Below are 23,686 nucleotides of genomic sequence, written 5' to 3'. Positions count from 1 at the left end.
TTATCTCGCCTGCTCGAGCTTGGCGGCCTTGGCGGGTTCATGCCACCAGATGTCGGGCGCGCCGACGCCGTTGGCATAACGCGGCAGCCTCGGTGGATGAGCGAATTGATCCCAATAAGCCAGCCGGTGCGTCTTGTTGTACCATTGCGGCACCCAGTAGCGGCCGGCGCGGAACAGGCGGTCGAATGCACGACAGGCGACGGTCAGTTCCTCGCGGCTGTCGGCCGCCATGATCTTCTCGATCATGGCGTCAATGGCCGGATTGGCAATGCCCGCGAGATTGTACGAGCCCTTGGTATTCGCGACCTGCGAGGAGAAGAACGAGCGCATGGCATCGCCCGGCGTCGCCGACATGCTGAAGCGCTGGATTGTCATGTCGAAATCGAACTCGTCCTGGCGCGCCCTGTATTGCACGGCGTCGACGAGGCGCACGTTCGCCTCGATGCCGAGTGTGCCCAGATTCTTGATGTAGGGCGCGTGATGCGGCTGGAAGGACGGCTCATCCAGCAGGAACTCGATCCTGAATACCTCGCCGTTCGGCAGCATCCGCTTGCCGTCCTTGATCGGCACACCTGCCTCGTTGAGCAGTTGTTGCGCCTTGCGCAACAGGCTGCGGTCCTGTCCGGATCCGTCCGTGATCGGTGGCGTGAACGGTGCGGTGAAAACGTCCTCGGGAACCTGACCGCGAAACGGCTCCAGCAGTTTCAGCTCTTCCGGCGAAGGCGGTGCACCGCCCGCCATGAGGTCCGAATTCTGGAATGGCGACACCGTACGGGCGTAGGCGCCGTACATGATGGTCTTGTTGGTCCACTCGAAATCGAAAGCGTTGATCAGGGCCTCGCGCACGCGCGGGTCTTTGAACTTGTCGCGCCTTGTATTGATGAACCAGCCTTGCGCACCGGAGGGCGTGTCGTCGGGCACGACCTCCATCTTGACGCGGCCGTCCTTGACGGCCGGGAAATCATAGCGCGTTGCCCAGATGCGCGAGGTGAACTCCTCGCGGTAGAGATAGCTCTTGCCGGTGAACCCTTCGAAGGCGACGTCGCGGTCGCGGTAGAATTCATAGCGCACGACGTCGAAATTGTAGCTGCCGCGGCAGGGCGGGAGATCGGCGGCCCACCAGTCCTTGACCCGCTCGAATTCGATGTAGCGATTGACCTCGAACTTCCCGACCCTGTACGGACCAGAGCCGAGCGGAATATCCAACGTCGATTCATCGAACGGCCGCGACGTGTAATAGGCTTTCGAAAAGATCGGAAGCCCGGCGACATAGAGCGGCACGTCGCGGGCGCGTCCCTTGGCAAACGTGACAGTGAGCGTCGCATCATCAATCGCTTCCGCGCTCACGAAGTCGCGCATGTTCACGACGATCAGCGGATGGCCCTTGCCCTTTAGCGTCGTCAGCGAGAACGCAGCATCATGCGCAGTGAGCTTGGTGCCATCGTGGAATTTCGCCTCAGGCCGCATCGAGAAGCGATAGACCAGCCTGTCCGGCGATATCTGCACGGATTTGGCAGCAAGCCCATACATCGCGTCGGGTTCGTCGCTTGCCCGCACCATCAGCGGCGAAAACGTCATGTCCATGCCTTGCGCGCCATCGCCCTTCAGAATGAAGGCGTTGAGCGAGTTGAAGGTCTGGTAGGACTGGTTATGCGATCTTGTCGACGGAATCAGCGAGAACGTGCCGCCCTTCGGGGCACCGGGATTGACATAGTCGAAATAGTGGAAATCGGCCGGATATTTGAGATCGCCGAACGCGGAGATGCCGTGGGCCTCGGTTCCGGCCTCCGATGCATGCGCGCCACATAACGGCTGCGCGCCCAGCGACATCCCAATGGTGCCGCCGACACCCAAGGCCAGCACATGGCGGCGTGACATCTGCGTCATGCGGGGGATGTCCTTCACGATTTCTTTGCGATCCGTGCCGCCTTGTCTGCGTCGTACCACCAGATGAACGGGAAGCCGGACTGGCCATATCGGGGCAACTCGGCGCGCCGACCGAAGCGGTCCCAGCGCGCGGTGCGCACCTTCGTATAGGTCCACTGCGGCACGACGTAGTGATTCCACAGCAGCACGCGGTCGAGCGCCTTGGTTGCGGCGACCAGATCGTCGCGATCGGTAGCGTAGATGACCCGCTCGATCAACTTGTCGATCGCGGGATTCTTGATGCCGGCAATGTTGCGCGAGCCGGCGATGTCAGCCGTCTTGGAGGACCAGAACTCGCGCTGCTCGTTGCCCGGAGACTGCGACTCGCCCCACGAGTTGGTGACGATGTCGAAATCCCACTCGCGTGTCCTGTTCTCGTATTGGGTCGGATCGACCGTCCGCACGCTGACGGCGATGCCGAGCCGTTCCAGGGACGGCTTGTAGAACAGCGTGATCCGCTCGAAGCTCGGATCCGAGTTCAGCAATTCCAGGGAGAACTGGGTGCCGGTCTTGACGTCGATCAGCTTGCGGTCGCGCACCTCGTAGCCGGCCTCCTTGAACAGGCGCAGCGCCTCGCGCAGGTTGTCGCGCACGGCTTCCGGACTGCCGCCGACCGGATTGCTGTAGGCCGTTGTGAAGACTTCGGGTGGGACCTGAGCACGGACCGTCTCGAGGATCTCCAGCTCTTTCCCTTGCGGCACGCCGCTTGCCATCAGATCTTCGATGCCGTCGAAATAGCTGCTGATGCGCTTATACTGACCGAAGAAGATCTGCTTGTTCATCTCCTCGAAGTCGAACGCGTAATTGAGCGCACGCCGCACGCGGGGATCGCTGAACTTGGCGCGGCGCAGGTTGGGCACGAAGGCTTGCATCACGCCCGAGCTGCGATTGGCGAATTCCTCGAGGATCACACGTTTTTCGGTCACGGCCGGGAAGTCGTAGGCAGTCGCCCAATTCTTCGCGCTGTTCTCCGTGCGCCAGTCGACCTGGTCGGCCTTGAAGGCCTCGATCGCCACGGTGGCATCGCGGAAAAATTCGTAGCGCAGCTCGTCGAAATTGTTGCGACCCAGATTGGCAGGCAGGTCGCGGCCCCAATAGTCCTTCACGCGCTCCAGCGCGATCGACCGTCCGGCGACGAAGTCCTTGACCCTGTAGGGACCGGAGCCGAGCGGCACTTCAAGCGTGGTGGCCGAGACATCGCGCTTGCGGCCCTGCGCGTCCGTCCCCTCCCACCAATGCTTCGGCAGAACCGTGAGTTGACCCACGATCTGCGGCAGCTCGCGGTTGCCCGGCGCGTCGAATACGAACCTCACCTCGCGCTCGCTGACCTTGTCGGCCTTCACCACATGGCTGTAATAGGCCGAGTACATCGGGTGGTGCTTCTTGAACGCGTCGAGCGAGAAGATCACGTCCTCCGCGGTAACAGGCTTGCCATCGTGCCATTTGGCTTGCGGCCGCAAGCGGTACGTGACGAAGGAGAAATCATCCGGATGGCTGATGGCCTCGGCCAGCGCGCCGTATTCGGTCGAGACTTCGTCGAGCGAGGGCGTCGTCAGGGCTTCGTAGATGAATGCGACGGCACCGGCGACCTGCCCCTTCACGCCTGCCACGACGATGTTGAAATTGTCGAAGGTGCCGACGGCGATCTGGCGCGCGACGCCGCCTTTGGGCGCTTCCGGATTGACATAGTCGAAGTGCTTGAAGTCGGCGGGGTACTTGACCTTTCCGAACAGCGACAAGGCATGGCGCCAAGGCAGCGCATTTGAAGCAGCCTCGCCGGCAGATTGAGCATGAGCGGTGCCGATGACGGGGATGCCCGCGATGGAACCGAAAGCGGGAAGCGCTCCGGCAGCAGTGCCGGTGAGCAGGAGATCGCGTCGGGTAATGGCCAAATCAACATCCCTGTCTTGAAGGAGGCTACTCCTTTAAGTTCCCAATATAGGCGAGGTTTCGACCGAATATGTTGCTTTTTCCTCATCTTGAAAGGCCCGATGGCCTCTCGGATGCGGCCAATCGCCTCGATAAATTCGCCGCGAGGCCCGGATAAGAAAACGGCCAGGCTTTTCAGCCTGGCCGCATATCCAACACAGGTTCTTGAGGCCTTACTTCGACGCGGTCGGCAGCGGTTGAGGATGCTCCGACAGCGAATTCAGATAGGCAATAACGTCGGCGCGCTCGGAATCCTTGGGGATACCGGCAAAGCCCATGGCAGTGCCCGGGATGAAGCCCTTCGGATTGGCGATGAACTTGTTGAGGTCCTCGAACGTCCAGGTGCCGCCCTTGGCCTTCATGGCAGCCGAGAAGTTGAAGCCGCCGCGGCCCTCGCCCCTCTTCTCGCCGACAACGCCATAGAGGTTCGGACCAACGCGATTCGGGCCACCCTTTTCGAAGGTGTGGCAGGCGCCGCACTTCTTGGCAGCTGCAGCGCCCTTTTCGACGGAGGCGGTCTGGAGCAGCTTCTCGATCGGTTCAGAAGCGGCCGCGGCAGCGCCGCCTTCCTTGCCGTGGCCGGCATCTTCCTTCACGGCGATCTCGAAGCCAGGTTTTTCCGGCATCTTGGGCGAGAAAAGAGCCTGGGCGGTAAAGCTGGTCACCAAGAGAAGGAGACAGGTACCAAGCACGGCACCCATGATTTTATTGAGTTCAAAAGAGTCCATTTCCGGCCAGGCCCCACCGCAACAAGGAAACAGCGGCGCAATCGGCCGCCAGGACGAGCCTCGGGGGAATCAAACGTTCCCTATTGTTTCCCCGAGTTTTGCCAATGAGATATCGGTTTGCCCGGGGTCTGGCAACCCGTATAAGCGACCCGGCTTTCAACCCGTCCCCACTCCATTTCTCGGCGCGGAAAACGCCCTGTTTGCAGGCTCTTGACCCGATGATCGATCCTCGCATCCTGGTGCTGATCCCAGCCCGCATGGCCGCCACCCGACTGCCCGGCAAGCCGCTCGCCGATATCGCGGGCCAGCCGATGATCGTGCATGTGCTGCGCCGCGCCGAGGCGGCCGGCATAGGCCGGGTCGCGGTCGCGACCGATACGCCGGAGATCGCCTCGGTCGTGACGGCCCATGGCGGCGAAGCCGTGATGACGCGCGGCGACCATCCCTCAGGTTCGGACCGCATCCACGAGGCCATGCAGAAGCTCGACCCAGACGGCAAGGCGGAGATCGTGATCAACCTCCAGGGCGATTTCCCGACGATCACGCCAGCAACCATCCGGGAGGTGCTGCCGCCCTTTGCCGATCCGGCGGTCGACATCGTGACGCTGGCTTCGCTGATCCACACCGAGGAAGAGGACCTCGCCCCGAGCGTCGTGAAAGCCATCGGCTCGCCGATCGGGCCGCGGCGGCTACGGGCACTTTATTTTACGCGCGCCACGGCCCCTTACGGCAATGGACCGCGTTACCACCACATCGGCCTCTATGCTTATCGCCGCGCCGCGCTGGAGCGGTTCGTGGCGCTGCCGCCTTCGCCGCTGGAGCGTCAGGAAAGCCTGGAGCAGCTCCGGGCGGTAGAAGCCGGAATGCGTATCGACATCATGATCGTCGACAGCGTGCCCCGCGGCGTCGACACGCCGCCCGATCTGGAAACCGCGCGCAGCATCCTTTCCAAATCCTGAGCGGCTGCTACAAGGCGCCGCAGGAGCACTTTTAAGACATGAGCAAGCTGAAAATCGCATTCCAGGGCGAGCCCGGAGCCAATTCCCACATCGCCATCGTCGAGGCCTATCCAGACGCCGAGCCGATGCCCTGTGCCACCTTCGAGGACGCGCTATCGGCTATCTCGTCGGGCGAGGCCGACCTCGGCATGATCCCGATCGAGAACTCGGTCGCTGGCCGCGTCGCCGATATCCATCATCTCTTGCCAGCCTCCGGTCTCTTCATCATCGGTGAGTGGTTTCTCCCGGTTCGGCATCAGCTGATGGCGGTGAAGGGAACCAAGCTCGACGACATCAAGAGCGTCGAGAGCCATGTGCATGCGCTCGGCCAGTGCCGCCGCATCATCCGCAAGCTCGGCATCAAGCCGATCGTGCACGCCGATACCGCCGGCAGTGCCCGCGACATCTCAGAACGCAAGGACAAGACGGTCGCCGCGATCGCCTCGCGCCTCGCCGCGCAGATTTACGGCCTCGACATTCTCGCCGAGGACATCGAGGATGAAGCCCACAACACCACGCGCTTCGTTGTGCTAGCGCGCGAGCCGAAATGGGCGGCGCAGGGCTCCGGCCCGCTGGTCACGACTTTTGTGTTCCGGGTGCGCAATTTGCCCGCCGCGCTCTACAAGGCGCTCGGCGGCTTTGCCACCAACGGCGTCAACATGACCAAGCTCGAGAGCTACATGGTCGACGGCAATTTCTTCGCCACGCAGTTTTACGCGGACGTCGACGGCCACCCCGATGACAAGGGTCTTGCGTTCGCGATCGACGAGCTGAAATTTTTCTCGCGCGAATTCCGCATCGTCGGCGTCTATCCGGGCCATCCGTTCCGCGCGACGTTCAGCGAAGCGCAGCAGGATTGATGCCGTCGTTTCGGGGCACGCGAAGCGCGAACCCGGAAACTCGAGATTCTCCGGTGCGCAAGCGCGCACCATAGTTCGATGCTTCGCATCGCCCCGGAATGACAATTAATGACTAACCCGCGCTTTTCGCCCGCCCAAACGCCTCCGCCAGCAGCGAATACGACTTCTTTCGCGCCTCGTGGTCATACACGGCGGTGATCACCATCAGCTCGTCGGGCTTGCTCGCACCGATCAGCGGCTGCAGCTTCTTCAGCACCGTCACTGGGCTTCCGACGAACAGGCGCGAGCGGTTGCGGAGGATCGAGGTGCGCTCGGCGTCGGTATAAGGATAGGCCAGCGCCTCCTCGACGCTCGGCAACGGCAGATACTGGCCGCGGTCGCGGCGCAGCCGGTTGAGGTCGAACGAGCTGGCGAGCCGTTCGGCCTCCTCATCGGTATCGGCCGCGATTGCCGCGACCGCGAGGATCGCTTGCGGACTCGCACGCCAGGACGAGGGCTGGAAGCGGTTACGATAATGCACCATCGCATCGACCGCATCGTGGGACGCGAAATGATGGGCGAAGGCGAAGCCCATGCCGACTTGCGCGGCCAGCTCCGAAGAATAATCGCTGGAGCCGAGCAGCCAGATCGGCGGCAAGGCGGTGTCGTCGGGCATGGCGACGACGTTGTTGTACGGGTGCCCTGCAGGGAATTCGCGCGTCTGCCACAGAATCAGTTCGTGCAGCCGCTCCAGAAAGTCGTCGCCCTCGCGACGGTCGAGCCGGCTGCGCAGCGCGTAAGCGGTCGCGCCGTCGGTGCCGGGCGCACGGCCGAGACCAAGGTCGATGCGGCCGGGAAACAGCGCCTCCAGCATCTTGAAGCGCTCGGCCACCACCAGCGGGGCGTGATTGGGCAGCATCACCCCGCCTGAGCCGACGCGGATATGCTTCGTCACCGCTGCGATCTGCCCGATCATGACGTCGGGCGCCGGGCTCGCGACCGAGGCGAGGTTGTGGTGTTCAGCGAGCCAGTAACGGACATAGCCGAGCCCGTCGACATGGCGCGCCAGATCGATGCTGTTGCGCAGCGCAGCGGCGGGTTTGGTGCCTGATGTGACGACCGAGAGGTCGAGGACTGAAAGCGGGATCATGGCGCGCTAACCTAATGGAGGGCTGCGCGGCGACAATGGGTCGGCTGCGCAGGTCTGACGTGTGCCGGGCGAGAGCCGACACGGCTGCTCGAGCCGGGCTGATGGGCCAATTAACGTCTAGATAACTTCTTTCCCCGTTTGCCCACCTCTCTTGATCCACCAAAATCGACCCACCAATTCCATAAGCCGCTGAATTTATTATCTTTCTTGAAGATCCGCATATCCCACTCGAATCCAATCACAACCAGTAATTCCAGAATTGTTGCCATAAGTGGGCCATTTCCCATCGCCGATGGGCTGTCGATCCGCCCGCCTTTGGCTTATCTTCGGCTTCCGAGCGAGGCCTGACTGCGGCCGCCGAAACCTGGCGACAAATCTGGAGTGAATGGTGCCATGAGCGATCTGACAACGCCTGCCCGAGCCGACGGGCAAGACGGGCACCTGAAGCGGCCTGCGATCTCCTTCGAGTTCTTTCCGCCGAAGACGGAAGATATGGAGCGCAATCTCTGGGAGACCATCAACCGGCTCGCCCCGCTCGACCCGAAATTCGTCTCGGTGACCTACGGCGCCGGCGGTTCGACCCGGGAACGGACCCACTCCACCATCTCGCGCATCCTGAAAGAGACCGCGCTGCTGCCGGCGGCGCATCTGACCTGCGTTGGAGCCTCGCGCGGCGAGATCGATGAGATCGTCGACCGCTATCATGAAGTCGGCGTGCGCCACATCGTGGGGCTGCGTGGCGACCCCGCCGGCGGCATCGGTACTGCCTATGCCAGCCATCCCGACGGCTACCAGAGCTCCGCCGACCTCGTCGCCGGCATCAAGAAGCGGCATGCCGATATCGAGGTGTCGGTCTCGGCCTATCCCGAGAAGCACCCCGAGGCGCGCGACTTCGACGATGATATCGACACGCTGAAGGCCAAGGTCGATGCCGGCGCGAGCCGCGCGATCACCCAGGTGTTCTTCGATAACGACCTCTATTTCCGCTATCTCGACCGCGTCCGCGCCCGCGGGATCAACATCCCGATCGTGCCGGGCATCATGCCCATGCACAATTTCAAGCAGGCTCGCAATTTCGTCACCCGCGCCGGCACGTCCGTGCCGGACTGGTTCGCAGCGAAATTCGAGGGCCTCGACGACGATGCCGAGACCCGCAAGCTGGTGGCGGCCACCGTTGCCGCCGGCCAGGTTCAGAAGCTGGCTAAGCACGGCGTCGACACCTTCCATTTCTACACCATGAACCGCGCCGATCTCGTGTTCGCGATCAGCCATTTGCTCGGCATCCGCGCCAAGAGCGCGCAGAAGGCGGCTTAAGACAACATGACCGTACCCACCTCTCCCAAGCGAACTGCCCTGCTCAACGCCGCCCGCGAGCGCATCCTCGTGCTCGACGGCGCGATGGGCACGATGATCCAGAATCTCCAGTTCGACGAGGCCGCCTTCCGCGGCGAGCGTTTCAAGAATTTCCATCGCGACCTGCGTGGCAACAACGATCTGTTGATCCTGACCCAGCCGCAGGCGATCGAGGACATCCACGCCGCCTATTTGCGTGCCGGCGCGGACATCGTCGCAACCAACACCTTCTCGACGACCTCGATCGCGCAAGCCGATTACGACCTCACCGGCATCGTCTACGAGATGGCGCGCGAAGGCGCCCGCCTCGCAAGCAATGCCGCACGCCGCATCGAGGCCGAAGACGGCAAGCCGCGCTTCGTGGCGGGTGCCATCGGCCCGACCAACCGCACCGCCTCGATCTCGCCCGACGTGTCCAGTCCCGGCTACCGCGCCGTCACCTTCGACGATTTGCGCAAATCCTATGGCGAGCAGATCAACGGCATGCTCGACGGCGGCGTCGATCTGCTGCTGGTCGAGACCATCTTCGACACGCTGAACGCCAAGGCGGCGCTCTATGCGATCGCCGAGATCACCGAAGCGCGCGGCATCGACATGCCGGTGATGGTCTCGGGCACCATCACCGACAAATCCGGCCGTCTGCTCTCGGGCCAGATGCCGGAGGCGTTCTGGTATTCGGTGCAGCACGCAAAGCCTGTCACCATCGGCTTCAACTGCGCGCTCGGCGCCGAAGATCTGCGCGCGCATATCGCCGATATCGGCCGCGTCGCGGACACGCTTGTTTGTGCTTATCCCAATGCCGGCCTGCCCAACGAATTCGGCCAGTATGACGAGACCCCGGAATACATGGCCCGCCTGGTCGGCGAGTTCGCGCGTGATGGTCTGGTCAACATCGTCGGCGGCTGCTGCGGCACCACGCCGGACCATATCGCCGCGATTGCGGCTGCGGTCGCGCCGCACAAGCCGCGCATCGTGCCGGAGATCGAACCTCGCTTGCGGCTCTCCGGCCTCGAGCCGTTCATCCTGACCGACGCGATTCCGTTCGTGAACGTCGGCGAGCGCACCAACGTCACCGGCTCCGCCCGCTTCCGCAAGCTGGTGACCGCCGGCGACTACACCGCCGCATTACAAGTGGCGCGCGACCAGGTCGAGAACGGCGCTCAGATCATCGACGTCAACATGGACGAGGGCCTGCTCGATTCCGAAGCCGCGATCGTGACCTTCCTCAACCTCGTCGCCGCCGAGCCTGACATCGCCCGCGTCCCCGTGATGGTGGACTCCTCGAAATTCTCCGTGATCGAAGCCGGCCTGAAATGCGTGCAGGGCAAGCCGGTCGTCAACTCGATCTCGATGAAGGAAGGCGAGGAGAAGTTCATCCACGAGGCCAGGATCGCCCGCCGACACGGCGCGGCCGTTGTGGTGATGGCATTCGACGAGGTCGGCCAGGCCGACACGTTCGCGCGCAAGACCGAGATCTGCAAGCGCGCCTACGATATCCTGGTGAACAAGGTCGGCTTCCCGCCTGAGGACATCATCTTCGATCCGAATATTTTTGCGATCGCGACCGGCATCGAGGAGCACAACAATTACGGCGTCGACTTCATCGAGGCGACGCGCTGGATCCGGCAGAACCTGCCGGGCGCGCACATCTCCGGCGGCGTCTCCAATCTCTCGTTCTCGTTCCGGGGCAACGAGCCGGTGCGCGAGGCCATGCACTCGGTGTTCCTGTATCACGCCATCAAGGCGGGCATGGACATGGGCATCGTCAATGCCGGGCAGATGATCGTCTATGACGACATTGACCCCGAGCTGCGCCAAACTTGCGAGGACGTTGTCCTCAACCGCGACGCGGGCGCATCCGAGCGTCTGCTGGCGCTGGCCGAGAAATTCCGTGGCAACAAGACCCAGACCAAGGAAGCCGATCTCGCCTGGCGCGAATGGCCGGTGGCGAAGCGCCTATCGCATTCGCTGGTGCACGGCATCACGGAATTCATCGAGCAGGACACGGAGGAAGCCCGCAAGGCCTCATCGCGTCCGCTCGACGTGATCGAGGGACCGCTGATGGCCGGCATGAACGTGGTCGGCGATCTCTTCGGCGACGGCAAGATGTTTTTGCCGCAGGTGGTGAAGTCCGCCCGCGTCATGAAGCAGGCGGTGGCCTGGCTGATGCCGTTCATGGAGGAAGAGAAGGCGCGCAATCTTGCCAACGGGATCGGCACCGAGAGCTCCTCGTCCGCCGGCAAGATCGTGCTCGCGACCGTCAAGGGCGACGTCCACGACATCGGCAAGAACATCGTCGGCATCGTGCTCCAGTGCAATAATTTCGAGGTCATCGACCTCGGCGTGATGGTGCCCGCCGCCAAGATCGTCGAGACGGTAAAGGCGGAGAAGGCCGACATCGTCGGGCTATCAGGCCTGATCACGCCCTCGCTCGACGAGATGGCATTCTTCGCCGCCGAATTGCAGCGCGAAGGCCTCAAGCTGCCGCTTTTGATCGGCGGCGCCACCACGAGCCGCGTCCATACCGCCGTCAAGATCGACCCGAGCTATCGCGCTGGCCCGGTCGTGCATGTCAACGACGCCAGCCGCGCGGTCGGCGTTGCTTCCGCGCTGCTCTCCCCCGAGAAGCGCGAGGCCTATGCCGCGGAGGTGCGCGCCGAATACGCAAAGATCTCGGAGGCGCATCTGCGCGCCCAGGCCGACAAGAAGCGCCTGAAGCTTGCGACCGCCCGTGCCAACCGCGTGCCGGTCGATTTCGCCAAGAGCAAGCCGGTGAAGCCGACCTTCCTCGGCACCCGGAGCTTCGACGATTACGATCTCGCCGAGCTGGTGCCCTATATCGACTGGACGCCGTTCTTCCAGACCTGGGAGCTCGCGGGGCGCTTCCCCGCCATCCTCGACGACGCCAAGGTCGGCGAGGTCGCGCGCTCGCTCTATGACGACGCGCGCAAGATGCTGGACACCATCGTGAAGGAAAAGTGGTTCCGGGCGCGCGCGACGATCGGCTTCTGGCCGGCGAACGCTGAAGGCGACGACATCGTACTCTATGCCGACGAGAGCCGGACCAAGAGCATCGCCACGCTGCACACGCTGCGCCAGCAGCTCGAGAAGCGCGAGGGCCGGTTCAACGCGGCGCTCGCTGACTTCGTCGCGCCTGCCGGCACCGGCGTGCCCGATTATGTCGGCGGCTTCGTCGTCACCGCAGGCATCGGCGAGGATGTGGTCGCCGACCGCTTCAAGATGGCCAATGACGACTATTCCTCGATCCTGTGCAAGGCGCTGGCCGACCGCCTCGCCGAAGCCTTTGCCGAGCGCATGCATGCCCGCGTGCGCCGCGAGTTCTGGGCCTATGCGCCGGACGAGGCGCTCTCCATCGACGAGTTGATCCTGGAGAAGTACCAGGGCATCCGCCCCGCCCCCGGCTATCCCGCGCAGCCCGATCACACCGAAAAGGCGACACTGTTCGAGCTGCTCGACGCTGAGATCACCGCCGGGGTGAAGCTGACCGAGAGCTTTGCGATGTGGCCGGGCTCGTCCGTATCCGGGCTCTATTTCGCCAACCCCGAGAGCTATTATTTCGGCGTCGGCAAGATCGAACGCGACCAGGTCGAGGACTATGCCGCGCGCAAGGGCATGACGGTGGCGGAGGCCGAGCGCTGGCTCGCGCCGGTGCTGAACTACATTCCGGCACGAGAGGAGCCCGGCAAGGCGTTTGCGGCAACACCCGCGAACGACGAGACCTCGAAGGATCTCGCCTCGCATCCGCCGGGCTGCACCTGCGCCGTGCATCTCGTCTGGCAGAAGAAGCGCGCGGGGGCGGGATAGGCCCTCTAAAAGCCAAACCTGAAAAACAACCCCATGCACAGTAGCGATGGGGTTGAAAAGCCTGAACAATTTTTTTGCTCCAGAGCGGCGCGCGGACGCGAGATCGTCGGCGGCCGTCTGGGGCACGACCGCCGGCATCGTTGAACCGTCGGGCAAAACACCTGTAACGTTCCATAGTCGCCCACCGCGCCAGTCTCGCACTCCGTGATGCGCGCTTTCACCCCTTTGGCGGCGCCAGCGGCTGCACGATCTCCTGGAACGGCGCCAGCGCCTCGCAGCGCTCGGCATGCGCGCTCAGTGCCGGATAGCGTGGCGCATCGAACAGCTGCGGATGCGCTTCGCGGGTGAAGCGGACGACGCAGGCCACCGCGACGTCGGCGTGGCCGATACGGTCGCCCAGCCAGTACGGCGTTGTCACTTCGGCGCGCTCGGCTTCCAGCACGCCGAGCACGTCAACAATCTGCGCCTGGCAGCGCTCGACCCAGAGCGTGAGCTGCTCCTTCCGCAGCACGCGCTCGTAGAGCAGGCTGACCGCCTTGTCGCCGAGGCCGGAGCCGAGCGCGCAGATGCGCAGGTGACGCCGCCGCTCCGCGCCGCTGCGCGGCAGCATCGCCTTGTCGGGTCCGACGCGCTCGTCGAGATAATCCAGGATGATCGTGCTCTCGATCAGCGCTTCACCGTCGTCGAGGACCAGGGTCGGTACGCGGCGCAGCGGATTGTAGGGCGCGATCTTGTCGGCGTCGCCGAAAGTCGACCACGGCCGGTGCTCGAAGGCCAGGCCATAAAGCTTCAGCGCAATCGCGACGCGGCGGACGAAGGGGGAGTCGTATTGGCCGATCAGGAACATGGTTCGCGCTCTCTTGTCGTTTTTCCGGCAGGGCCGATCAGTTTCGACGGGAAGATCGGCGCCGCGCAAGAAAAACTTTTGAATTGGAGCATTGCGCCGAATGCAACGGCGCTCCTGGCGGCATCACGCGCACCCCCGTGTTCAAAGCCCATCCTGGATCGAGCGCTTGATGGCTGCGATCGCGATCTCATTGCGCTTGTACATCGTCCACTGCTTGATCCGCTTGGCGCGCACCAGCTTTGCCGCTGTCAGCACCCGCATGTGCTCGCTCAGGGTCGGCGCGCTGACGCCGAGCTTCTCGGCGATCAGCAGCCCGCAAACGCCGTCCTCGACCAGGTCCCCGTCGGCCTGATCGCGGAAATGCTTACGTGGATCCCGCAGCCAATCCAGGATCTGGAGGCGGCGTTCGTTGGCGAGCGCCCGCAATGCGACGGCAAACTTCATTTAGCCATTTTGCTAATTACCTAATTGATGTCAACTGCGGGATGCGCTATCAAGGTGGTATCATGACCGAGACATCAGACGTTACGCGCGAGAAGATTGCGGCGACTGAGGCCGTCATCCGCCCGCACATCAGGCGCACGCCGCTCGTTCAGACTGATCTCGCCGATTTTGGCCTGCCGTCCGCGCCGGTCGTTTTCAAGCTGGAGATGCTGCAGCATTCGGGGTCGTTCAAGGCGCGGGGCGCCTTTGCCAATCTGCTGCTGCGGCATGTGCCGCAAGCCGGCGTCGTCGCGGCATCCGGCGGCAATCACGGCGCGGCGGTTGCCTACGCCGCGCAACGGCTCGGCATCCCGGCCACGATTTTCGTGCCTGACATCACCTCGCCGGCCAAGGCCGAACGCATCAAAGGCTGCGGCGCGCAGCTTGTGGTGGCGGGCGCGCGCTATGCCGACGCGCTCGCCGCGAGCGAAATCCATGTCGCGCAGACTGGCGCGCTTGCCGTTCATGCCTACGACCAGGCAGAAACCCTGCTCGGTCAAGGCAGCGTCGGAATGGAGCTGGAGCAGGACGCAGCGGGCATCGACACGGTGCTGATTGCAGTCGGCGGCGGCGGCCTGATCGGTGGTATGGCAGCCTGGAGCGCCGGCAGGACGCGCATCGTGGCGGTGGAGCCGGAGCAATCGCCGACGCTGCATGCCGCCTTCGCGGCAGGTGAGCCGGTCGATGCTCCCGCGGGCGGCATCGCCGCCGACAGTCTCGCTCCGCGACGCGTCGGGCAATTGATGTTTCCGATCGCGCGAGCCCATGTCGAGAGGGTCGTCCTGGTCGCCGACGAGGCCATCCGGCATGCGCAGGCGGCATTGTGGTCGAGCTTGCGTGTCGTGGCCGAGCCCGGTGGTGCGACCGCATTTGCCGCCTTGCTCTCCGGTCGCTATCGTCCCAAACCGGGCGAGCGGGTCGCGGTACTGCTATGCGGCGCCAACACTACGGCGGTGAACTTCAACAGCTAGAAAGCGTCGCATGATCAGGTATCGCAAACTTATCCTGACGTTGATCCTGCTTCCTCTGACCGGCAACGGCGCCCACGCCCAAGACCGCCCGATCGGCTTTCAGACCCCGTCGAAGAACATCGCCTGCCAGTTCTTCACCGGGAACGGACAGGGCTCGCTCCGCTGCGACATCATGAACCTGGACACGCGCCCGCGCCGGCCCACCGATTGCGAGCTCGAATGGGGCAACGCGTTCGAGATGAGCACGAAAGGAGCCGCGGGGCGCATCTGCGCCGGCGACACCATCATGGACCCGTCCCTGCCCGTGCTCGCCTACGGCGAGGTTTGGCAGCGCGCGGGGTTCACGTGCCGGTCGGAGCAGAGTGGGCTGACGTGTTTCAATGCGATGCAGCACGGGTTTACGTTGGCGAGGGCAGAGCAGAAGGTGTTTTGAGGAGTAGCCGCATGCCGTTGCGTCGACTTAAGGGATGACTGCAGCACCACAATCCGTCATTGCGAGAGTAGCAAATCAATCCAGTATTTTCCGTAGAAGCAGTCTGGATTGCTTCGTCGCGAGGGCTCCTCGCAATGAGGGTGTGAAGGCAGCCGTGTAGCCCTCTCGCAAGCTACTCGATGATCGGCACATGCTTCGCCGCGGTCCGCGGCAGCGTCCCGTCGAGGCGCGGATCGTCGGCGATCTCGATCTGGCGGCGGAATGGGCGAAATCCAGAGCGCTGGTAGAACGCGATAGCCGAGGCATGGTCGAAGGTGCAGGTGTGCACCCAGACACGGGACAGATCGCGTGACCACGCGATCTCCAGCGCGCGGTTCATCAGGAAGCGGGCGGCGCCGGTGCCGATCAAGGGTGCAGTGACGCCGAAATAGACCAGCTCGCACTGGCCGGCTTTGCGGAAGTCGAGCTCCAGCAGGCCTTCGTCGCTGCCGTCCGCGGAGAGCGCGTAGATTTCGATACCCGGTGCATGAATGGTTGCGGCGAGCTCGGTGCCGGTCATGCGGGCGCGCGAGAACCACAGCCAATCCTCGCCGACGCGGCGGAAGAGATCGCGGTACCAAGGAAGCGCGGGGGCGTCGACTTTGCGCAGGGCCCACGCGCCGGTGGGATCGTCGCGGCGGACTGGAGGCGCGGTCATTTCCAGATGCGTGACGACGGCGGCGATCTTGCCAGGGGGGACGTCGGAGTAGCCGTCGGGGAGGATCATGGGGCCTCACTGGAGAGTTAGCCGGGGACTCCCGCTTGCGGGAGAGAGAGTCCGAAACGCGCGCTTCTTCCCGGCGTCGGAATAACCATCCCGGCATTTTCACCTCGGCGTCAGCGTGATCGCCTCCGCTGTCGCCGCCTCCACCGCGCCGCGACTGTAGAGCAGCGGCACATATTGGCCGGTCGCCCACAGCGGCGCGAGATCGCGATAGTGGCCGTTGAAGGGATCGCCGGATTGGCCTGGCGTGTTGATCGTGCGGCTCGCATCCCAATTGCCGACATCGAGCACCATGCGGAACGAGGCGCCGGAAAGCAGCTGGTAATCGGAGCGGCGATAGGTGGCGGCGCGCGGCACGTTGGCGGCGCCGCCGTAAGCCAGCGGCCCGACCGAGAGCTGAGCGGCCGTCGCCTTGTCGGCGAGTGGCATCAGTGCGTGGTCGAATTTTGCGACATGTAGCCGGCCCCAGCGCCAGGTGGATGAGTCAGCGCCGAGTTTGGCTGTGACATCGGCGACGGCCGCTCCCAGACTGTCGCGCAGGATCTGGTCGCGCGCGGCGGCGGGGTCCGAACCGAACGACGCATCCGGCGATTCCAGAGCGGCGACGAGAGCTGAAATGCTGGATGCTTCGGGCGCGATCAGGTCGGCGGCCTTGGGCGCCGTGGTCTTCAGAAGCACCGGTCCGAGATGATTGGCGATCCAGACCTCGAACAATGCAGCCGCGGCGCTATCGGCGGCATCACGGGCGTCCCACGGTTTGAGCAGTTCGAGGCCCTTCTTCACATTGGCATCGTCCGAGCTGAGCTGCTGCAACAGCTTGACCAGCCGCCGCCCCAGCATCGTGGTGTCGTCGTTCTGCAGGTCCATGGCGTCGGCGAGCGTCACCTTGCTGTTGGCCTGCAGCACCTCGATGATGCGCTGCCAACGCGCACTGTCCGCCCATTCGAACCCGACCTTGCGTTCGCTGACGGGATAGTCGGGCGGAAGATTCATCTGGTTGGCGGTGGCGAAAAAGCCCTGCTTGGGCTGATAGGTCTTGGGCAGATCGTCCAGCGAGAGAAAACCCTGCCATTCATAGCGGCCGTCGCCGGGTACCGGCATCAGGCCGTCATAACTGACGCGCCGCGGCGTCTTGCCGGCGGCAACCCAGCCGATATTGCCCTTGGTGTCCGCATAGACCTGATTCTCCGACGGGGCGCCCCAGCGCCGCATGGCCGCGAGGAATCCGTTCCAATCCTTCGCCGTCATGTAGTCCGAGGAGCCGAAATAGGCCGAGGTGCCGGGCTCGAACCAGATCGAGCGCACGGCGAAGGCGCGCTTGTTGGCGTCGTCGACATGGATCACCGGACCGTGTCGAGTGAATTTCAGTTCGAGATCGCGATCGCCTTCCCCTTTCACCTGCTCCTTCTCGTGGACGATGCGCATGTCTTCCCAGCCAGTGCCGTAGCGGTACTGGTTGGGATTCTGCGGATTGACCTCGTAGACGTAGAGGTCTTCCTGGTCGACGTTGAAGATGGTGAGCCCGAACGCGATGGTGCCGTTGTGGCCGATCGAAATGCCGGGGAGTGCCGGCTCGCCCGCGCCGATCACGGACAGACCGGGCGCATTGAGGCCGACAATGTAACGCAGCGAGGGCACACTGTGCTCGCGATGCGGATCGTTGGCGAGGATCGGGCGGCCTGTCGCCGTGCGCGAGGCAGCGATCACCCAGTTGTTGGAGCCGACGGTGTCGCGTTGCTGGTCGGCCTCGGTGAGGTACTTGTCCGGATCGTGCGCGAGCGCGGCCTGGCGATCTTTCGGCGCGGCAAAGGCCACGGGACGCGTGGCCAGATCGTAGGCCGCCAGCACCGCCTTCGGGACGCTGCAGGGATCGAGACCGTCAGGGATTTTCGTCGTCCAGGCCGGCTCGAGCTTGACGCGGAAGCGATCGGCATCGAGCCCTGCCGTGCAGGCGACAAGCGAGCGCTTGACTTCGGAGGCGACGTTGCGCGTCAGGCCGTGGCTGCGGATGCGGACAACGTCGTCCGCCGTCCAGGGATCCGGCATGGTGCCGGCGATCCTGAACTCGATCGGCAGCGGCCGCCTGCTGGCGCGGACATCGGCAACATAGGCGTTGACGCCTGCGACGAACGCCTCGGCATAGGTTTTCGCCTTCGGGCCGTAAGCCGCCCACTCCGCGTTCATGTCGCCGCGATAGAGAAACAGCCGCAGCGCCTTGTCCTGCTGGGCATAGGCCGGACCGAAGTCGCGCGCGAGCAGGCCGAGTCCGCGCTTGCGCCAGAGATCGATCTGCCAGAGCCGGTCGCGCGCGGCGTTGAAGCCTTGCAGGAAGAACAGGTCATGCTCGTTGCCGGCATAGATGTGGGGGATGCCCCAGACATCGACCAGGATCTGGGCGGGGGCTTTGAGGCCGGCGACGTCGGTCTTGAGCTGACGCGCGCTCGAGAGCGGGTCCGGCTTGTCGCGCGCGATGGCCGCCGAGGTGAGCAGCGCGGCACAGATCGCTGCGCCGCAGAGCTTCTGGATGACCCGGTTGAAATCCGTGTTCATTGTTGTTCCTCCGATGTTGTTTCTTGTAGCCCGGATGGAGCGAAGCGTAATCCGGGAACCGTGCCCGTGGAAAGAACCCGGATTGCGCCGCGCTCCATCCGGGCTACGAGATCCGCTTACCCTTCCCCCTCGTCGCTCGCCAGCACGCCCTTCACGGCCCTTGCCCAGCCCGCCAGCTTCCGCTCTCGCGTCGCCTGGCTCATGTTCGGCTTGAAGCGGTGCTCCAGGCGCCAGTTGTCGGCGAATTTTGTCGGCTCGGGATAGACGCCCGCATTGAGGCCGGCGAGATAGGCGGCGCCCAGCGCTGTCGTCTCCTGGATCACGGGACGGTCGACGGGCGCATCGAGCAAATCGGCGAGACGCTGCATGGTCCAGTCCGATGCGGTCATGCCGCCGTCGACGCGCAGCACGACGCTGGCGGTTTCCGAGCTCGGCCAGTCGGCACGCATCGCGGCCCAGAGGTCAAACGTCTGGTAGCAGACGCTTTCCAGCGCGGCATGGGCGAGCTCGGCCGGGCCGGTGTTGCGGGTGAGGCCGAACAGTGCGCCGCGCACGCGCGGATTCCAGTAGGGCGCGCCCATGCCGACGAAGGCGGGGACGAGATAGACGCTCTGCATCGAGTCCGACTGGTCGGCAAGCGGGCCGGTTTCGGCGGCGTGCTTGATGATGCCGAGGCCGTCGCGCAGCCACTGCACCGCCGAGCCAGCGACGAAGATCGAGCCTTCGAGCGCGTAGGTGCGCTTGCCATCGAGCTGATAGGCGACGGTGGTGAGCAGCTTGTTCTTCGAGGCGACCGGCGTGGTGCCGGTGTTGAGCAGGGCGAAGCAGCCGGTGCCGTAGGTGGACTTCATCATGCCCGGACGGAAGCAGGCCTGGCCGATGGTCGCGGCCTGCTGGTCGCCGGCGATGCCCGAGATGGCAATCGCGCCGCCGAACAGATCGGGCGTACTCTCGCCGAAGCGGGCGGAAGAATCCTTCACCTCCGGCAGCATCGAGCGCGGCACGCCGATGATCTCGAGCAGCTCGTCGTCCCACGCGCCGGTGTGGATGTTGAACAGCAGCGTGCGGGAGGCGTTGGTGGCATCGGTGGCGTGCACCTTGCCGCCGGTGAGGCGCCAGAGCAGATAGCAATCAACGGTGCCGAACATCAGCTCGCCGCGCGCGGCGCGCGCCCGCGCGCCGGGGACGTGGTCGAGAATCCAGGCGACCTTGGTGCCGGAGAAATAGGGATCGATGATCAGGCCGGTTTTCTGCGAGATCACGGGCTCCCGGCCTGCCGCCTTGAGTTTCGCGCAGATGTCGGCGGTGCGGCGGTCCTGCCAGACGATGGCGCGGTGCACGGCCTGCCCCGTCGCGCGGTCCCACACCACCGTGGTCTCGCGCTGATTGGTGATGCCGATCGCGGCGATGTCCTTTGCGGTGATGCCGGCCTGCGCGATCGCATCGCGGCAGACCGTCACGGTCGAGGTCCAGATGTCCTCCGGCTCGTGCTCGACCCAGCCCGAGGCCGGGAAATGCTGCGGAAACTCGGCCTGGGCCTTTGCCGCAATGGAAATGTCGCTGCGAAACACGATCGCGCGCGAGGAGGTGGTGCCCTGGTCGATGGCGAGGACGAAAGACATGGCGGCTTACCCTTGGCGTATGTCGGCGTATTTCTGGCGGTTTCCTGGCGTCGTCCCGGAGGGGATCTTGTCGCGCCAAAGGGAGCGGATTGGAGGCGGAAGGTCAAGATTGGATGAGCGGGGCCCCTTACCCTCCCCTGGAGGGGGAGGGTCGATCGCGCGCAGCGCGAGCGGGGTGGGGTGAAGCCACAACGGCAGTCTCTCGTTCTACTCAACGAGCTTTCGCCACGAATCCACAACGATCGGATTCGCGGATAGTCTGTCACCCCACCCCGCTACGCATTTCGCTACGCTCCATGCGTAGCGACCCTCCCCCTCCAGGGGAGGGTAAGACGACAGCCGGGCCGGGAACTAGGTTCTGCGGTGCTTTAGGGGTGTCGCTTGCGACTCGCGCGAACCGTACAGCTCGATATAGATGCGCTCGAGCACGGAGGTCAGATCGCCGGCGATGTCCGAATTCCAGAAGCGGATGACGCGATAACCTTCAAGTTCGAGCCAGTGTTGGCGTTCGAGGTCCCGCGCCGCCGTGTCGTCCTCGTTGTGATGTCCGCCATCGAGCTCAACAATGAGCCGCTTGGCTGGACAGAAGAAGTCAACGACCTAAGGGCCGATCGGCGCCTGCCGGCGAAAATGTGAACCCTCGATCGGGAGTTCTTTGAGGGCACGCCACAATATCCGCTCGTGTGGGGTGGTGTTCGCTCTCAGCCTCTTTGCGGCAGCGCGCCGAATTGATGTCGAGATCATTTGCGCGGCTTCACCACTCCGCTCGCGCTTGGCGCGAACGACCCACGAGACGAGTTACGCTCGTCCGGCCCGTCCAGGGAGCGTAGGTGAAGCGTGACTTCAACGCAATCTCCAGTCGCGCCTGCCATACCGCTGTCGTCGTCGCACCCGGCCTAAGCGGCCCAGCCGCATCGCCTCCTCGCACCTCCGCGCACGACTAGGACCGCTCCCGCAAAAATGCTACATGCCGGACCGGGCAAACGGGGCGGCATGACTTTCACCTCTTTTCAGTTCGGCATCTTCGTCGCGGTCGTGTTCGGCGCCTACTACCTGCCGCCTCTGCGCCGTTTCCAGGTGCAGCTGCTGGTGGCCGCGAGCGTGTTCTTCTACGGCTTCGGCCAGCCCGAGCTGCTGCCGCTGTTGCTCGTTGCCGTGCTGGGGACCTACGCTTGCCTGGTGCTCGCGTTCGAGAACCGCTCCGTCTGGATGCCGGCAGGCATCGTCTTCAATCTTGGCCTGTTGGCGTTCTTCAAATACAAATTCCTGTTCGTCGGCGCTGGCGCGGCCGAATTGACCGGCGCGGCACCGATCGACTTCCTGCTGCGGCTGCCGCTGCCGATCGGCATTTCCTTCTTCGTGTTCCACAACATCAGCCTGCTGGTCGACTTGACGCGGGAGAAACGCACCGCGCCCCTGCGCGACGTGTTCCTCTACATCATCTTCTTCCCGCAGCTCGTCTCGGGGCCGATCACGCGCGCCGCGCAGTTCATGCCGCAGATCGTTCCCAAGCGGATCGGTGACGTTGCCTTCATCGAGGCGGCGAAGTGGATTCTGGTGGGCTATTTCTTCAAGCTGTACGTGGCGAACAATCTGAACGAGATGACGTCCTACATGGACTTCCCGCTCTACGAGACGCTGCGCACGCAGGATCGCTGGCTGCTGGTGTTCCTCTACAGCTACCAGATCTACGCCGACTTCTTCGGCTACTCGGCCATCGCGCTCGGCCTCGGCCTGCTGTTCGGCTATCGCCTGCCCGTGAACTTCAACCTGCCCTATATCTCGATCTCGTTCTCGGAGTTCTGGACGCGCTGGCATATCTCCCTGTCGAGCTGGCTCAGGACCTATCTCTACATTCCCCTCGGCGGCAATCGCCATGGACCTGCACGAACCACTCTCAACCTGATGATCGTGATGACGCTCGGCGGGCTGTGGCATGGCGCGAGCCTCAGCTACGCGCTGTGGGGCATGGCGCACGGGCTGCTGCTCGTCCTCGAGCGGCCGTTCCTGAGGCTTCTCGGCGATGAGAATCCTGCGGTGCGGGTGATCCGGATGGGCATCGTGTTCTTCTGCGTCACGATGCTTTGGATCTTTTTCAAGCTGCCGAACTTCGATCATGCGCTCGGCTACCTCAAGGGGATGTTCGTGGCAACGGACGTGCCCAATCCGCCAAAGCTGTTCACCAATCTCGCTTTGCTCTACGCCTTGCCGGTGATCCTGCAGCATGTGGGCGTCGGCGTGCTGGTCGGGGGCCGGTTGCGGCGGTGGGAGCCGTATCTCTATGGTGCGCTGGCGGCGCTCGCTTATCTCGAAGCCGGGCCCGACAGCGCCTTCATCTACTTCCAGTTCTGACATGCAGCAGGATCTGACGCTTTCATGGCTGGTCAAGTGCGCGGTGGCTGCAGCCGCGCTGCTGCTGGCCTGCGCCCTCACCACGGCGCGCTTCGGCTCGGCCCTACAGCAGCCGGCGGTCACGACCCGCGGCGGCAGCCTGATCAGCCTCAACCGCTATGTGCGGGAACCCACGCCTGATATCGTGCTGGTCGGCAGTTCGGTCGCCTGGCGCCTCAAGGAGGAGTATTTCTCGCCTCCGCGCGTCCGCAATCTTTCGCTGGCGGGTGGCTCGCCGTTGACAGGTCTCGAGATCGTTGCGAACCGGCCGAACTCGCCGAAGATCGTGCTGATCGAGACGAATATTCTGACGCGCGAGCCCGACAACGCGCTGATCGAGCGGTTTTCCGGTGGCGCGCGTACGGAAGCGCTGCTGTTGCGGCCGGTGCGAACAGCGGTCGCGGGCTATGAAACGTGGAAACACGGTGAACCCGATCCAGCCCGGGCGCGCGTCGAGCGGGATCGCCTGCTCAGCCGGCCGCCAAGCACGTTCGACAACAAGGTCTATCTCAACCGCGCCCTGGAGCAGATGAACGAAGCCGATCCCATCGTGCCGGCACGCGCGAATGTGGTCCGCATCGGGCAGCTCATCGAGGAGCTGCAGCGGCGCGGCGCCCGCGCGTTTCTGATCCACGTTCCCTTTGCGCCGGAGATCGAAGGCTCCCGCATGGTCCGGACGACCGACGAAATCCTCAACAAAGCCTTCCCGGATCGCGGGCTTTGGCTCCCTATCGATCCGCCGCGAAGCGAGCTGCGTTGGGACGACGGCGTGCACCTCGACGAACGCTCAGCCCTGATCGTCGTGCGCGCCATCGAAAGCGCGATCGATAGCTCCTTGGCCGAGCGAGACAGCGCGCGCCGGCCGTAACTGAGGACCG

17 protein-coding genes and 1 pseudogene are annotated in these 23,686 nt (G+C 64.0%); 8 read left to right on the top strand and 10 right to left on the bottom strand.

The genetic code is table 11. The features are described 5' to 3' along the window. The 3 genes from IVB28_RS03705 to IVB28_RS03695 form a co-directional block, all read right to left on the bottom strand. Complete coding sequence (locus IVB28_RS03705) at window positions 1-1,887, bottom strand: extracellular solute-binding protein (protein ID WP_247524701.1); 1,887 nt, start codon at window positions 1,885-1,887, stop codon at window positions 1-3. Window positions 1,888-1,901: 14 nt separating this feature from the next. After that, the gene (locus IVB28_RS03700) at window positions 1,902-3,818 is read right to left on the bottom strand and encodes an extracellular solute-binding protein (protein WP_247524700.1); all 1,917 of its coding nucleotides are present in this window, start codon (window positions 3,816-3,818) and stop codon (window positions 1,902-1,904) included. A gap of 210 nt (window positions 3,819-4,028) precedes the next feature. Next, window positions 4,029-4,583 (bottom strand): c-type cytochrome, encoded by a 555-nt coding sequence (locus tag IVB28_RS03695; RefSeq protein WP_247524699.1) that lies wholly within the window; start codon window positions 4,581-4,583, stop codon window positions 4,029-4,031. 218 nt (window positions 4,584-4,801) lie between these two features. Here IVB28_RS03695 and IVB28_RS03690 point away from each other — a divergent pair, with 218 nt between their 5' ends. Together IVB28_RS03690 and IVB28_RS03685 are read left to right on the top strand one after the other, a co-directional pair. Beyond that, on the top strand, window positions 4,802-5,542 hold the full coding sequence (locus IVB28_RS03690; protein WP_247524698.1) for a 3-deoxy-manno-octulosonate cytidylyltransferase: 741 nt from the start codon (window positions 4,802-4,804) through the stop codon (window positions 5,540-5,542). 38 nt (window positions 5,543-5,580) lie between these two features. Beyond that, on the top strand, window positions 5,581-6,441 hold the full coding sequence (locus IVB28_RS03685) for a prephenate dehydratase (RefSeq protein ID WP_247524696.1): 861 nt from the start codon (window positions 5,581-5,583) through the stop codon (window positions 6,439-6,441). A gap of 112 nt (window positions 6,442-6,553) precedes the next feature. Here the strand turns inward: IVB28_RS03685 and IVB28_RS03680 are convergent, their stop codons facing one another. After that, on the bottom strand, window positions 6,554-7,570 hold the full coding sequence (locus IVB28_RS03680; RefSeq protein WP_247524695.1) for an LLM class flavin-dependent oxidoreductase: 1,017 nt from the start codon (window positions 7,568-7,570) through the stop codon (window positions 6,554-6,556). A gap of 393 nt (window positions 7,571-7,963) precedes the next feature. Here IVB28_RS03680 and metF point away from each other — a divergent pair, with 393 nt between their 5' ends. Beyond that, entirely contained in the window at window positions 7,964-8,884 is a 921-nt protein-coding gene (gene metF / locus IVB28_RS03675) for a methylenetetrahydrofolate reductase [NAD(P)H] (protein WP_247524694.1), read from the top strand. A 6-nt stretch (window positions 8,885-8,890) separates the two neighbouring features. Then, window positions 8,891-12,748 carry a methionine synthase gene (gene metH / locus IVB28_RS03670; protein ID WP_247524693.1) on the top strand — a complete coding sequence of 1,286 codons (3,858 nt, stop codon included), beginning with the start codon at window positions 8,891-8,893 and terminating at the stop codon, window positions 12,746-12,748. A 217-nt stretch (window positions 12,749-12,965) separates the two neighbouring features. On the opposite strand, the gene IVB28_RS03665 is transcribed toward metH, so the two are convergent. Together IVB28_RS03665 and IVB28_RS03660 are read right to left on the bottom strand one after the other, a co-directional pair. After that, complete coding sequence (locus IVB28_RS03665) at window positions 12,966-13,595, bottom strand: glutathione S-transferase family protein (protein ID WP_247524692.1); 630 nt, start codon at window positions 13,593-13,595, stop codon at window positions 12,966-12,968. A 141-nt stretch (window positions 13,596-13,736) separates the two neighbouring features. Then, window positions 13,737-14,039 carry a winged helix-turn-helix domain-containing protein gene (locus IVB28_RS03660; protein WP_247524691.1) on the bottom strand — a complete coding sequence of 101 codons (303 nt, stop codon included), beginning with the start codon at window positions 14,037-14,039 and terminating at the stop codon, window positions 13,737-13,739. A 62-nt stretch (window positions 14,040-14,101) separates the two neighbouring features. Between IVB28_RS03660 and IVB28_RS03655 the strand changes: the two genes are divergently transcribed. Both IVB28_RS03655 and IVB28_RS03650 read left to right on the top strand, forming a co-directional pair. Beyond that, a complete protein-coding gene (locus IVB28_RS03655; protein ID WP_247524690.1) occupies window positions 14,102-15,049 on the top strand; it encodes a threonine/serine dehydratase in 948 nt (315 codons plus the stop codon). A 10-nt stretch (window positions 15,050-15,059) separates the two neighbouring features. Beyond that, window positions 15,060-15,482, top strand: coding sequence for a DUF6636 domain-containing protein (locus tag IVB28_RS03650; protein WP_247524689.1), 423 nt, complete (start codon window positions 15,060-15,062; stop codon window positions 15,480-15,482). Window positions 15,483-15,654: 172 nt separating this feature from the next. Here IVB28_RS03650 and IVB28_RS03645 read toward each other — a convergent pair whose 3' ends face one another. The 4 genes and pseudogenes from IVB28_RS03645 to IVB28_RS03630 all read right to left on the bottom strand — a co-directional run bounded on the left by IVB28_RS03645 (window position 15,655) and on the right by IVB28_RS03630 (window position 21,161). Then, window positions 15,655-16,248: a GNAT family N-acetyltransferase gene (locus IVB28_RS03645; RefSeq protein WP_247524688.1), complete on the bottom strand. Its 594-nt coding sequence runs from the start codon at window positions 16,246-16,248 to the stop codon at window positions 15,655-15,657. A 99-nt stretch (window positions 16,249-16,347) separates the two neighbouring features. After that, a complete protein-coding gene (locus tag IVB28_RS03640; protein WP_247524687.1) occupies window positions 16,348-18,795 on the bottom strand; it encodes a penicillin acylase family protein in 2,448 nt (815 codons plus the stop codon). Window positions 18,796-18,911: 116 nt separating this feature from the next. Continuing rightward, window positions 18,912-20,417 (bottom strand): glycerol kinase GlpK, encoded by a 1,506-nt coding sequence (glpK, locus tag IVB28_RS03635; RefSeq protein ID WP_247524686.1) that lies wholly within the window; start codon window positions 20,415-20,417, stop codon window positions 18,912-18,914. Window positions 20,418-20,768: 351 nt separating this feature from the next. After that, a pseudogene (locus IVB28_RS03630) lies at window positions 20,769-21,161 on the bottom strand (endonuclease domain-containing protein). Between the two features lie 249 nt (window positions 21,162-21,410). Here IVB28_RS03630 and IVB28_RS03625 point away from each other — a divergent pair. Further along, window positions 21,411-22,769 (top strand): MBOAT family O-acyltransferase, encoded by a 1,359-nt coding sequence (locus tag IVB28_RS03625; RefSeq protein WP_247524685.1) that lies wholly within the window; start codon window positions 21,411-21,413, stop codon window positions 22,767-22,769. Beyond that, a complete protein-coding gene (locus IVB28_RS03620) occupies window positions 22,699-23,676 on the top strand; it encodes a hypothetical protein (RefSeq protein ID WP_247524684.1) in 978 nt (325 codons plus the stop codon). The genes IVB28_RS03625 and IVB28_RS03620 overlap by 71 nt, the downstream gene beginning before the upstream one ends. Window positions 23,677-23,686: the final 10 nt, after the last annotated feature.

This window comes from Bradyrhizobium sp. 199 (assembly GCF_023073355.1).
Taxonomy (GTDB): Bacteria; Pseudomonadota; Alphaproteobacteria; order Rhizobiales; family Xanthobacteraceae; genus Bradyrhizobium.
The sequence above is the reverse complement of the archived record's forward strand: the minus strand, read 5'-3'. Positions and strand labels throughout refer to the sequence as shown.